Genomic DNA, 12,725 nt, shown 5'->3' with positions numbered 1-12,725 from the left:
AGGGCCTTCAGCCGTCGCCCGTACTACCGGAACTGCGCTGCGTGGGACGGCTACTGGAATTCTGTATAGACGCCCGCGTCAGGGAGTTGAAACCTTCGTGCCATATAGCTGCCGAACGGTTATCCGAAAAGGCGCAACCGCAGGCCAGAGCGTTGCGCCCTTGATACAGGTCCGCCTGTCTGCCGCGGAACTGTCTATCCTTCACCGGGCTGTCACGAAACAGGGATGGGCTCATGCCGAAGAAGCTGGTGCTGGTGGCGCTCGTGGCGCTGCTGCTGGGGGGCGGACTGTGGTGGTACCTGCAGTCGCGCGGGAACGAGGACAAGGGCCTGGTGCTCTACGGCAACGTGGACATCCGCCAGGTGTCGCTGGCCTTCATCGGCAGCGAGCGCATCGCGAAGATGAATGTCGAGGAAGGCGACCAGGTGAAAGCCGGCGACGTGCTGGCCAGCCTCGACACCCGAACGCTGCAACTGCAGATCGACAAGGCCCAGGCGCAGATTGCCGCCCAGGAGCAGAACCTGCTGCGCCTGAAGAACGGCTCACGTCCCGAGGATATCGACCGCGCCAAGGCGCAAGACAAGGCCGCCCGCGCCCAGCTAGACCTCGCCAATACCCAGCTGCGCCGTTTGCAGAACATCCGCGCCAACAGCCCCGGCGGCCGCGCTGTCAGCCAGCAGGACATCGACAGCGCCACCTCGCAGCAGAAGGTCGCCCAGGCCGAGCTGGAAGACCGACAGAAATCCCTGCGCCTGGCGCAGATCGGCCCGCGCCAGGAAGACATCGCCCAGGCCGAAGCGCAGCTCCTCGCCGCCCGCGCCGACGTGGCGCTGCTGCAGCACAACCTCGACGAAGCCGACCTCAAGGCGCCGCAGAACGCCACCGTGCGCTCGCGCCTGCTGGAACCCGGCGACATGGCCTCGCCGCAGCGCCCGGTGTACTCCCTGGCGTTGACCGACCCGAAATGGATCCGCGCTTATGTCAGCGAAAGCAACCTGGGCCGCATCAAGCCCGGCATGAAGGCCCAGGTGTTCACCGACAGCCACCCGGAGCAGGCCATCGACGGCCACGTCGGCTTCATTTCCTCGGTGGCCGAATTCACCCCGAAATCGGTGCAGACCGAAGAGCTGCGCACCAGCCTGGTCTATGAGGTGCGCGTGCTGGTGAAGGATGCGGACAACCGCCTGCGCCTGGGCATGCCGGCCACGGTACGCTTCGCCGACGAGCCGCGCTGATGAGCGACGCGCCGGTCATTCGCGCCGAGGGGCTCGCCAAGCACTTCCTGGTCAAGGGTTCCTCAGACAAACACGGGGGCAAGACGGTTGAAGCGCTCAAGGACATCAGCCTGGACATCCCGCGCGGCCAGCTCACCGCCCTGGTCGGCCCGGACGGCGCCGGCAAGACCACCTTCCTGCGTCTGGTCGCCGGGCTGCTGCGCGCCGACGCCGGCACGCTCACCGTGCTGGACCTCGACGTCCACGCCCACCCGCAGCAGGTGCAGGACCGCATCAGCTACATGCCGCAACGCTTCGGCCTCTACGAGGACCTAAGCGTGCAGGAGAACCTCGACCTCTACGCCGACCTCCACGGCGTGCCCCAGAAGGAGCGCTACCAGCGCCTGCTGGAGATGACCGATCTGGCGCGCTTCACCGAGCGCCCGGCGGGCAAGCTTTCCGGCGGCATGAAGCAGAAGCTCGGCCTGGCCTGCACCCTGGTGCGCTCGCCGGACCTGCTGCTGCTCGACGAGCCCACCGTCGGCGTCGACCCGCTGTCGCGCCGCGAGCTGTGGGAGATCATCCAGCAGCTGATCGAGCAGGAGCAGCTCAGCGTGCTGGTCTCCACCTCCTACATGGACGAGGCCGAGCGCTGCGCCGAAGTCTTCCTGCTACACCAGGGCCAGCTGATGGCCAAGGGCGACCCGGCGTCGATCCGCGAGCATGCCGACAACCTCTGCTTCATCGCCACGCCACCGGCCGACGAACCTGCCCGCACCCTGCAGGCGCGGCTGCTGGACGATCACCAGAACATCGTCGACGCCGTGCCGCAGTCCGGCGAAGTACGCTTCATCCGCCAGCCCGACGCCGACCAGGGCAAGCTCGACCAGTTGCTCGACGGCGCGCCGGTGCGCCAGGTGGAAGCGCGCCTGGAAGACGGCTTCATGTTCCTCCTGCGCGCCCGCAGCGATGCCGAGGCCGTCGACATGGAATCCCTGAAAGCCGGTACGCACCGTCACGCCGACAGCGACGAAACGGTGATCGAAGTGAAGGACCTGGTGCGCAAGTTCGGCGACTTCACCGCCGTCGCCAGCACCAGTTTCAGCGTGCACCGCGGCGAGATCTTCGGCCTGCTGGGGCCCAACGGCGCCGGCAAGACCACCACCTTCCGCATGCTCTGCGGGCTGCTGCCGGCTACCAGCGGCACCCTGCAGGTGGCCGGGGTCAACCTGCGCAACGCGCGGGCCCAGGCGCGCCGCAAGGTCGGCTACGTGTCGCAGAAGTTCTCCCTCTACGGCAACCTCTCGGTGGCGGAGAACCTGCGATTCTTCGGCGGCGCCTATGGGCTGGGCGGCAAGCAGCTCACCCAGCGGATGGACGCGGTGTCCCGCCAGTTCGACCTCAGCGGCCAGGAGGACTCGCCCAGCGGCCAGTTGCCCGGCGGCTTCAAGCAGCGCCTGGCGATGGCGGTCGGCCTGCTCCACGAGCCGGAAATCCTCTTCCTCGACGAGCCCACCAGCGGCGCCGACCCCCTCGCCCGCCGCGGCTTCTGGCAGCGCATCACCGCGCTGGCGGCCGCCGGCACCACCATCATCATCACCACCCACTTCATGGAAGAGGCCGAGTACTGCGACCGCATCGTCATCCAGGACGCCGGCAAGCTGCTGGCCATGGGCACCCCGCAGGAGGTGCGCGAGCAGGCCGGCGGCAAGGGCAGCACGCTGAACATGGAGCAGGCGTTCATCGAGATAGTCGAGAGCAACCGCCATCAAGCCAAGGTGGGCGCAGCATGAGCGCCGGCGGCTTCTGGCGGCGCCTCGCCTCGCTGACCCGCAAGGAAGTGCGGCAACTGGTGCGCGACCGCAGCAACCTGCTGATCGGCATCGGCCTGCCCATCGCGCTGATCCTGATCTTCGGCTACGGCCTGTCGCTGGACGTGAAGCGCGCCATCGTCGCCATCGTCCTCGACGACCCCTCGCCCATCGCCCGCGACGTCGCCGCCGGAATCAGCCGCACCGAGTACCTGGAGCCGCACTACGTGCGCTCCTTCGCCGAAGGCGAGGCACTGATGCGAGCGCGCGAGATCGACGCGGTCGTGCAGTTCCCCTCCGACTTCACCCGCCGCCTCAACGACGGCCACGCGCAGGTTCAGGTGGTGGTCCAGGGTTCCGACGCCACCCGCGCCGCCAGCGTCTCCACCTACGTCAGCAGCGCGCTGGCCGGCTACGGCGAGAAGCACGCCGACCGGGGCGCTGGCAGCGCCGATCAAGGCGGCGCCGTCACCATCGTCCAGCGCATGTGGTTCAACGCCGCCAACACCAGCACCTGGTACCTGGTGCCGGGGCTGATCGTGCTGATCATGACCCTGGTCGGCGCCTTCCTCACCGCCCTGGTGATGGCCCGCGAATGGGAGCGCGGCACGCTGGAGGCGCTGTTCGTCACCCCGGTGCGGCCGGTGGAAATCCTCCTGGCGAAGATCATCCCCTGCTTCGCCATCGGCATGATCGGCCTGGCCCTGTGCCTGCTCGCCGCGCGCTTTCTGTTCGACGTGCCGATCTACGGCTCGTTCTTCGTGCTGGTGGTTTCCTCGATGCTCTACATGCTGGTGGCGCTGGGCATTGGGCTGCTGATCTCAGCGGTGACCAAGAACCAGTTCCTCGCCAGCCAGATCGCCCTGCTCGCCAGCTTCCTGCCGGCGATGATGCTCTCGGGCTTCATCTTCGACCTGCGCAACGTGCCCACAGCCATCCGCGTGATCGGCAACCTGCTGCCAGCGACCTACTTCATGGAACTTGTGAAATCCCTGTTCCTGGCCGGCGACTTCTGGCCGATGATCTTCAAGAACTGCGCCATCCTCGCCGCCTACGCCGTCGCCCTGCTCGGCCTGGCGCGGCTGGTGACGCGCAAGCGGCTGGACTGACCGACATGGAATTTCTCTGGCGCATCCTCAACCTGTGGCGCAAGGAACTGCTGGTGATCCTCAAGGACCCGGCCAACCGCATCGTGCTGGTGGCGCCGGTGCTGATGCAGAGCGTGCTGTTCGGCTACGCGGTGACCTTCGACCTCAACGACGCGCCCTACGCCGTGCTCGACCTCAGCCACAGCGAATCCTCCACGCGCCTGATCTCGCGCCTGGATGGCAGCGGCATCTTCCACCGGGTGGCGACGCTGACCCGCGTGGAGGAAATCCAGACGGTGATCGACGAGCAGAAGGCGCTGCTGGTGATCCACATCCCCTCGGACTTCCAGACCCGCCTGGCCCAGGGCGATCCGGCGCCGATCCAGGTCATCCTCGACGGGCGCAACTCCAACACCGCCGGCTCCGCCGCCGCCGGGCTGGCCGTGGTGGTCGGTGAGTTCAACCAGGAGCAGGGCCTGGCCTCGGCGCCCATCGAGGTGGTGGCGCGCTCCTGGTACAACCCCAACCTGGAGACGCGCTGGCCGCTGATCCCGGCGCTGATCGCCACCCTGAGCATGATGCAGACACTGATGCTCACCGCGCTGTCGGTGGCCCGCGAGCGCGAACAGGGCACCTTCGACCAGTTGCTGGTGACGCCCTACACGCCGCTGGAAATCATGCTCGGCAAGGCCATCCCGCCGACCCTGATCGGCATGACCCAGGCGACCCTGGTGCTGCTCATGGCGCTGTTCTGGTTCGACATTCCCATGGCCGGCTCACTGTTCAATCTCTACGGCGGGCTGTTCGTCTTCACCATCGCCTGCGTCGGCCTGGGCATGTCGATCAGCGCGGTGTCGCTGAACATGCAGCAGGCGATGCTCTACACCTTCGTGCTGATCATGCCGCTGACGCTGCTCTCCGGCCTCGCCACGCCGGTGCGCAACATGCCCGAGTTCCTGCAGATCGTGACCTACGCCAACCCGCTGCGTTTCGGCATCGACCTGATCCAGCGGGTGTACCTGGAAGGCGCCAGCCTGGCCGACGTCGGACTCAACCTGGTGCCCATGCTGGTGGTGGCTGCCGTCACCCTGCCGCTGGCCTCGTGGCTGTTCCGCCACCGGCTTGCGTAGTCGATCACTGGAGATGACCCGGCAATGCAATACCCTCACCCTCAACCCACTTCAGAAGCCTCTGTCCATGAGCGAAACCAGCCAGTTCATCGTCTTCGCCGTCACCCAGCTCGCCCTGCCGTTCTGGCTGGGCTACCTGTACTGCCGTCGCAAGGGCATCCCCACCAACTCCTGGCGCGCCGGCGGCATCTACCTGATCGCCCTGTCGCTGGCGATGCTGTTCTTCATCGGCCTGCTGGGCCTGCCGACCCACGTGAAGAACGTCGGCATGGTGACCAATCGTTCCATGGGCCTGGCCTGCGGCCTGGTCGGCATTTTCGGCGGCCTGGTGATGGGCTACGTCGCACGGCGTTTCGAGGGCTCGTCCGATGACTAGCGCCCCGCGAATCTGAAAAGGTGCAATTCTGAAAAGGTGCCATCGATGAACCGCACGTCTCGCCTCGTTTCCCTCGCCCTGCTCGGCGCCGGCCTCGCCGGCTGCGCCGTCGGCCCCGACTACGAGGCGCCGAAAACCCAGTCGCCAGCCAGCTGGCAGGCCGCGCATGCCGGCGATGCGCAGCTGCACCCGGCACAGGGCAATGTGCGCCTTAGCGAAGATTGGTGGACGCTGTTCAACGACCCGGTGCTGAACAACCTGCAGCGCCGCGCCGACAAGGCCAGCCCGGACCTCAACACCGCCGTGCTGCGCTTCGCCCAGAGCCGCATGCAGCGGCAGATGGTGGCGGCCCAGCGTGGCGTGGACGTCAATGCCTCCGGCTCGGTGGCCCGCCAGCGCCTCAGCGAGAACGGCGCCAACGCCCTGATGATCCAGCGCATCGCCCCCGCCGGCGACAGCGCCGCGGTAAGCAAGGTCCTGGCGCAGCCCTTCACCCTCTACCAGGCCGGTTTCGACGCCTCCTGGGAGCCCGACCTGTGGGGCCGCATCCGCCGCTCCGTGGAGGCTGCCGACGCCAGCGTGGCAGCGCAGCAGGCGATGTTCAAGGAGACGCGCCTGGGGGTTTCCGCGGAACTGGCCCGTGCCTACTTCGAACTGCGCGGCATCCAGCAGCAGATCGCCGTGGCGAATCAGGACATCACCGCCACCGAAGAATCGATGCAGCTGATCCAGGTGCGCGCCGACGGCGGCCTGGTGGACGACTTCGACGTCGAGCGCCAGCGCGGCCAGCTCGCCGACCTGCGCTCCAGCCTGCCGCAGCTGCACGCCAGCGAAAGCGCGACGATCAACCAGATCGGCGTGCTGATCGGCGCCGAGCCCGGCAGTCTGCGCGAGGACCTCAGGCCCGTCGCCCAGAGCGCTCCGCAAACGCCTGACCTGAGCCTGGGCCTGCCTTCGGAAGTGGCCCGCCGCCGCCCGGACATCCGCGCCGCCGAAGCCCAGCTGCACGCCGCCACCGCCAACATCGGCGTGGCCGTGGCCGATCTCTACCCGTCGATCCGCCTGGGCGCCAGCTTCGGCTACGAATCGGCGGACGACGGCAAGTTCAGCGACTGGGGCAGCCGCACCTGGAACGTCGGCCCGAGCCTGTCGCTGCCGATCTTCGACAATGGCCGGCGGCGCTCGCAGATCAACCTGCGCAAGCTGGAGGAGCAGGAGGCGGCGGTGTCCTACCAGCAGACCGTGCTCAAGGCCTGGCAGGAAGTGGACGACGCCTTGAGCCACTACGGCGCCGAACGCCAGCGCAACCAGCGCCTGCAGGAAAAACTGCGCAGCAGCGACGCCGCCTACGGCATGGCCAAGGCACGCTATGCCGGCGGCATGACCGACTTCCTGGTGGAACTGGACGCCCAGCGCGCCTACCTGCAATCGCGCCGCGACGTGGTGGACAGCGATACCCAGCTGCGCCTGACGCTGATCGCCCTGTGCAAGGCCCTGGGCGGCGGCACGCCGGCGCCGGAGGCCAGCGCCAGCCGCTGATCCTCAGGGTGTCTGTGCGCCGAGCTTGCCGTCGCGCAGGTCCTTGGCGACCCGGCGCTGCATCTCGTAGGCCGGCGCTTCCACGGCGTCGAAGTCCTCCGAATAGCGCGTGGCGAAACCCTGCACGCCCCATTCCTGGTATTGCTTCACGTGCCACAGTTCGTGGGCCCAGAGGGCGACGTCCTTCTGCGCGTCTTCCTCGCGGCGGAAGACGATCACGTCCACCAGGGTGACGGCCTCGGTGTCGGGGTTCTGCATGATCGCCTGGGCGGCGTTGAACTGGTCCAGCGCGCCGGTGGAATAACGCGCCGCCATCAGCACATCGTCCGAGTAATACGGTTGCAGCTGTGCGCGGATTTCCAGCGGGATCGGCTCGGTGCCGCCCTGCGCCGCCTGCTCGCGGGACTGTTGCAGCCACACGCCCAGGGCCTGGGCGGCCATCTTGCGAGTGTCGGAAAGCACCGGGCCGAGCACGGTGCCCAGGTCCGGCAGGCAGATGCAGCTGTCCAGGCAGACCTGGCGCTGCCCGGCCGGGCACGCGGCGGCCAGGGAATCGGCGGATGCGGCCAGGCCGGCAAGCAGCGCCAGGGCGCGCAGGAGACGGGTCGCTAAGGGGGATGGCATGGAGGAAGGCTCCGCTACGGCGTGGAGTGTTCGATAGCGCTTGGACAGTGGCGCGGCGCGATCATGCCATGCCGGCAGGAAAAAAGAGCACTGGCGCAACGTGTGAAACTTCTGCTAGCTTCGGATCCATGAATGCCGCCAACCGCACCTTCCAGCAGATTATTACCACCATCGCTCCGATGGTGGGTTAGCGCATTCAAGCGAACAACCAAACCCGCCTCCCGGCGGGTTTTTTAATGCCCGTCGTCCGAGGCTCCCGATCGAGGAGACACTGATGGACCAGGCTTTCCAAGCAGAACCCCACGCGTTGCAGCATCCCCTGCAAGCGCTCATCCAGGCCGCCGACGAAGCCATCGGCCGCGAGGATTTCGATGCGCTGCTGGCGTTCTACACCGACGATGCACTGCTGGTGGTCAAGCCCGGCCTGCTGGCGCGCGGCAAGGCGCAGATCCGCCAGGCCTTCGTCGCCATCGCCGAGCATTTCGGGCACAACCTGCGGGTGCGCCAGGGCCGCCTGGAAATCCTCGAGACCGGCGACACCGCCCTGGTGGTCGCGCAGACCCTGCTCGACACCAGCCTCGGCAAGCTGAGCCGCCGCGCCACCTACGTGTTCCGCCGCGAAGCCGACGGCGCCTGGCGTTGCGCGGTCGACAACTCCTACGGCACCGACCTGCTGGAGGCCACGACATGAGTCCGCAGACAGGCACGCTGCACCTGCTGTGCGGCAAGGCGGCGTCGGGCAAGTCCTGCCTGGCGCGGCAGCTGGCCGAGGCGCCGGGCACCGTGATGCTGGCCGAGGAACAGTGGCTGGCCGAGCTGTTCCCCTGGGGCATCAGCAACCCCGACGACTACCAGCTCTACGCCCGCCGCGTGCGCAAGGTCATGGGCCCGCACGTGGTCGGCCTGCTGCGCGCCGGCACCAGCGTGGTGCTGGATATTCCCGCCAATACCCTGGCCGACCGCCGCTGGCTGATCGACCTGGCGCAACAGGCCGGCGCGGCGCACTGCCTGCATTTCCTCGACGTCGACCCGGATACCTGCCGCAGCCGCCTGCTCGCCCGTCACGCCATCGCGCCGCTGGCAGCGCCGCTGGACCCGGCCGGCTACGAGGCACTGAATCGCTACTTCGTCGCCCCGCGCCCGGAGGAAAAACTGCAGGTGCAGCGCCACGGCGCCTGAGCGCGTAGAATCGCCGCCCCGATTTGCCCATTCGCCTGTACAGAAAGACCGCCAGCATGAACACCGACGCCATCGCCACCCTGCGCGAGCAACTGCTCGCCGCCCTGAACCCCGCCCCCGCGGAAACCCGCCGCCTGTTCCATGGTCGCGGCCGCCGCTGGCCTGGGCTGGAGCAGGTCACCGCCGATTGGCTGGAGGGCGTGCTACTGGTGTCGCTGTTCCGCGAGCCAGCCGAGGACGAGCTGAACGCGCTGCGGGCGATGCTGGTGGAACTGGCCCAGGGCGACATCTGGCGCGCCACTGGCGCCCGTAGCCTGATGCTGCAACACCGCTACACCCTGGAAAGCACCCTGGAGGTGCTCCACGGCGAAACATTCGACGGCTGGCAGATCAGCGAGCACGGCCTGCGCTATCAGCTGGACCTGGGCCGCAAGCAGAACAACGGCCTGTTCCTCGATATGCGCTACGGCCGCCAGTGGGTGCAGGCCCACTCGAAGGACCTGCGCGTGCTCAACCTGTTCGCCTACACCTGCGGCTTCTCCGTGGCGGCCATTGCCGGCGGCGCGCAGCAGGTGGTCAACCTGGACATGGCCCGCGCCGCCCTCAGCCGTGGCCGCGACAACCACCGCCTGAACGGCCACGACCTGTCGAAGGTGAGCTTCCTCGACCACGACCTGTTCAAGTCCTGGGGCAAGGTGAAGAAATCCGGCCCGTACGATCTGATCATCATCGACCCGCCGAGCTTCCAGAAAGGCAGCTTCGTCCTCGACAAGGACTACGCCCGCGTCCTGCGGCGCCTGCCGGAACTGCTGGACGGCGCCGGCACGGTGCTGGCCTGCGTGAACGATCCCGGCGTGGGCGTCGACTTCCTCCTCCAGGGCATGGCCGCCGAGGCACCACAGCTGCGCTTCGTCGAGCGCCTGGAGAACCCGCCGGAGTTCGCCGATATCGAGGCAGACAGCGGCCTCAAGGCGCTGGTGTTCCGCCTGGGCTGAGCCGTCGGGCTCCCTGAGCAGCAATCCCCCCTGCCCCAAATAGAAAAGCCCCGCAATGCGGGGCTTTATCGTGGAGCTCATCCGCGCCGGCGGATCACATCGAGTACTTCACCGTGAACATCAGGTTGCGCGGCTCGCCGTAGTTCAGGTTGCCGAAGCTGATGCCGCTGTAATAGTACTTGTCGAAGATGTTGTTGAAGTTCACCCGGGTATCGATGTTCTCGTTGACCTTGTAGCCCAGCAGCGTGTTGACCACGGTGTAGCCGCCCTGCTGGAAGCCGGTGCTGGTGTCCTCGGTCTGGCTCTGGGTCACGACGTTGCCGCCCACGCGCCATTGGTGCAGCTCACCCGGCAGGGTGTAGCTGGTGGCGAGCTTGAACAGGTGGCGCGGTTTGCTCGGGTCGAACGGCTTGCCGACGTTGTCCTCGTTGCTGTCGTGCTTGTACTTGGCGTCGACGTAAGTGTAACCCGCCATGGCCTGCCAGTTCTCGGTCAGGGCACCGCTGATCTCCATGTCGACGCCCTGGCTGCGCACCTTGCCCGAAGCGCGCGAACAGTACAGCGAGGTCGGCGAGCTGGGGCACGGCGAGGGGCCGCTGGTGTCGTCGGTGGCGCGGTTTTCCTGGTCGATCTGGAAGATCGCCAGCTGGGTGTTCAGCGCACCGCCGAAGTGTTCTCCCTTCAGGCCGATCTCGTAGTTCTTGCCGGTGATCGGGTCGAGCAGGCTGCCGCTGGCGTCGAAGTTGCTCTGCGGCTTGAAGATGTCGGTGTAGCTGGCGTAGACCGAGTACACCTCGTTCAGGTCATAGACCACGCCGGCGTAGCGGGTGACGTTGCGGGTAACCTTCTGGGTGCCGCTGTCGTTGTGCGGGTCGGCCTCGTACCAGTCCAGTCGGCCGCCGAGGATGACCTTGAGCGGGTCGGCGATGTTCAGTCGGGTAGTGACGTAGGCGCCCTTCTGCTCCTGGTCGAGCTTCATGTTCCACAGGCTCATGTCGATGTTCGGCTTCTGCACCGAGCCCGGGTCCCACTGGGTCGGGTCGAACGGCGTGACCGGCGAACCGTCCTTGTAGTACAGGTCGCCCCAGCCGCCATGGCCGTCGAAGCGTTCCTCGCGGTAGCTGCCGCCGAAGGCCAGCTCGTGCTCGCGGCCGAAGGCCTGGAACGGGCCGTTGGCGAAGGCGTCGTAGCTCTGGTGGTCGTCAGTGTACGCATACTGGCCCGGCCCCTGGACCATGGTCGGGCAGTCCTGGGTGTAGTAGCAGCTGTTGTACAGGCCGAGCATGTCGATGCGCGCCCACAGCTTGTCGGCGGCGACCTTCATCTGCCAGCCGTTGTCGAAGCGGTGCACCACGTCGCCGAACAGGTGGGTGGTGGTGGTATCCCAGTGGGACCAGTCGGCGCCGTAGTAGGAGGAACGCTTGAGGTCCAGGTGACGACCACCCAGCGGCGCCGGCAGGCCCACCCAGTTGTCGTTCTTGTTGTCGTTCTGGTAGGACGCCCCCAGGGTCAGGGTGGTGTCCGGTGTCAGGTCGGCCTCGGTGATGCCGTAGAGCACGCCGCGCTCGCCGCTGACCACGTCCTGGAAGCTGTCGTGGGTTTCGTAGGCGGCCACCGCGCGGCCGCGCAGGGTGCCTTCGCTGTTCAACGGGCCGGACACGTCGACCTGGCTGCGGTAGCGGTCCCAGGTGCCGGCGCTGCCTTCCAGGCTCATGTGGAAATCCTGGGTCGGACGCTTGCGCACCATGTTGATCGCCGCCGCCGGGTTGCCCGCGCCCTGCATCAGGCCGGTGGCGCCGCGCACCACTTCGACGCGGTCGAACATCGCCAGGTCGGCCGCGGTGATCACGTCCTGGGTGTAGGTGGAGATGCCAGTGGTGAGGCCGTCGTACATGATGTTGTCGACGTCGAAGCCACGGGCGGCGTAGCTCACGCGTGCCGGGCCGTACTGCTGCACGGTCATGCCGGTGACGCCGCGGATCGCGTCGTCCAGATCCTGCATGTCCTGGTCGTCCATCTGCTGGCGGGTCACCACGCTGACCGACTGCGGCGTCTCGCGGATGGTCATGTTCAGCTTGGTGGAGGTGCGCATCACGCCGGTGGTGTAGGAGCCGGTGCCCTCGGTGGTGCCCGGTGCCACGGGAGCGGCGCCGACGATCTCGGTGGCGCCCAGGTCGACGCTGTCGCTGGCGGCGGTCTGCGTGCTGCCGCTGACCTGCGCACTGTTGCCGCTGACCGTGCCCTGCAGGCCGCTGTCCGCCAACAGACGATCGAGCGCCTCGCCCGGCTCCATGTTGCCCTTGAGTGCCGGCGCGTCGATCTGGGCGGCCTGGGCACGATCATAGGAAATCCGCATTCCGCTCGCGGACTGCAATTGCTCCAGGGAAGCGGCCAGGGGCTGCTTGGGCAGGTCGATGGCCACGGGGGCGCCGACTGCGGAGAGAGCAAAGGTGGAGAGACTGAGCAGGAGAGCGCCCGAGGCTACGTCTTTCATCTGCTGAAGGGTTCCTTTGGGGTTCGAGGTTTTGCGCTCTGTTGGCGCAATGACTCGGGTTGGCGAAGGCCTGCGTGGGACGCCGGCGGGGGCCAAAGTGTATGCAGATGTAAATTATATGTAAATACGAATATTTCGTATCTTATTTCTCACAAACAAGCTCGCCGCGAAATCTGGGTATGGCGTAGGAGATTCTATGTCTACCCCCGCGTATCGGCCGCAGGCCGATACGCCTGCTCAGTCGTCATCAGGGCAAAGGCAATGCGAGTCAGTTT

11 protein-coding genes are annotated in these 12,725 nt (G+C 67.0%); 9 read left to right on the top strand and 2 right to left on the bottom strand.

The annotated features are described in order from the left end of the window. Positions 1–233: 233 nt before the first annotated feature. The 6 genes from HNP46_RS32520 to HNP46_RS32495 all read left to right on the top strand — a co-directional run bounded on the left by HNP46_RS32520 (position 234) and on the right by HNP46_RS32495 (position 7,158). On the top strand, positions 234–1,235 hold the full coding sequence (locus HNP46_RS32520; RefSeq protein ID WP_184597434.1) for an HlyD family efflux transporter periplasmic adaptor subunit: 1,002 nt from the start codon (positions 234–236) through the stop codon (positions 1,233–1,235). Further along, a complete protein-coding gene (locus HNP46_RS32515) occupies positions 1,235–3,007 on the top strand; it encodes an ATP-binding cassette domain-containing protein (RefSeq protein ID WP_184597431.1) in 1,773 nt (590 codons plus the stop codon). Before HNP46_RS32520 ends, HNP46_RS32515 begins: the two co-directional genes overlap by 1 nt. Continuing rightward, complete coding sequence (locus tag HNP46_RS32510) at positions 3,004–4,134, top strand: ABC transporter permease (protein ID WP_184597429.1); 1,131 nt, start codon at positions 3,004–3,006, stop codon at positions 4,132–4,134. Before HNP46_RS32515 ends, HNP46_RS32510 begins: the two co-directional genes overlap by 4 nt. 5 nt (positions 4,135–4,139) lie before the next feature. Beyond that, positions 4,140–5,243 carry an ABC transporter permease gene (locus tag HNP46_RS32505; protein WP_184597427.1) on the top strand — a complete coding sequence of 368 codons (1,104 nt, stop codon included), beginning with the start codon at positions 4,140–4,142 and terminating at the stop codon, positions 5,241–5,243. 67 nt (positions 5,244–5,310) lie between these two features. Then, entirely contained in the window at positions 5,311–5,619 is a 309-nt protein-coding gene (locus HNP46_RS32500) for a hypothetical protein (protein WP_184597425.1), read from the top strand. Between the two features lie 45 nt (positions 5,620–5,664). Further along, positions 5,665–7,158 (top strand): efflux transporter outer membrane subunit, encoded by a 1,494-nt coding sequence (locus HNP46_RS32495; RefSeq protein WP_184597423.1) that lies wholly within the window; start codon positions 5,665–5,667, stop codon positions 7,156–7,158. 3 nt (positions 7,159–7,161) lie between these two features. Here the strand turns inward: HNP46_RS32495 and HNP46_RS32490 are convergent, their stop codons facing one another. After that, positions 7,162–7,782 (bottom strand): DUF4157 domain-containing protein, encoded by a 621-nt coding sequence (locus HNP46_RS32490; protein ID WP_184597421.1) that lies wholly within the window; start codon positions 7,780–7,782, stop codon positions 7,162–7,164. A gap of 307 nt (positions 7,783–8,089) precedes the next feature. On the opposite strand from HNP46_RS32490, the gene HNP46_RS32485 reads away from it, so the two are divergent. Genes HNP46_RS32485 through HNP46_RS32475 form a run of 3 tightly spaced genes read left to right on the top strand, consistent with a single transcriptional unit; the run spans position 8,090 to position 9,956 of the window. Continuing rightward, a complete protein-coding gene (locus tag HNP46_RS32485; RefSeq protein ID WP_260403329.1) occupies positions 8,090–8,473 on the top strand; it encodes a YybH family protein in 384 nt (127 codons plus the stop codon). Then, positions 8,470–8,961, top strand: a complete 492-nt coding sequence (locus HNP46_RS32480; protein ID WP_184597410.1) for an AAA family ATPase — start codon at positions 8,470–8,472, stop codon at positions 8,959–8,961. Before HNP46_RS32485 ends, HNP46_RS32480 begins: the two co-directional genes overlap by 4 nt. 56 nt (positions 8,962–9,017) lie before the next feature. Continuing rightward, on the top strand, positions 9,018–9,956 hold the full coding sequence (locus HNP46_RS32475) for a class I SAM-dependent methyltransferase (protein WP_184597408.1): 939 nt from the start codon (positions 9,018–9,020) through the stop codon (positions 9,954–9,956). 94 nt (positions 9,957–10,050) lie between these two features. Here HNP46_RS32475 and HNP46_RS32470 read toward each other — a convergent pair whose 3' ends face one another. After that, entirely contained in the window at positions 10,051–12,450 is a 2,400-nt protein-coding gene (locus HNP46_RS32470; RefSeq protein WP_184597406.1) for a TonB-dependent siderophore receptor, read from the bottom strand. Positions 12,451–12,725 lie beyond the last annotated feature (275 nt).

The organism is Pseudomonas nitroreducens, assembly GCF_014204515.1.
In the GTDB taxonomy this organism is placed as follows: domain Bacteria; phylum Pseudomonadota; class Gammaproteobacteria; order Pseudomonadales; family Pseudomonadaceae; genus Pseudomonas; species Pseudomonas nitritireducens_A.
This window is presented reverse-complemented; position numbering and strand designations above follow the sequence as displayed.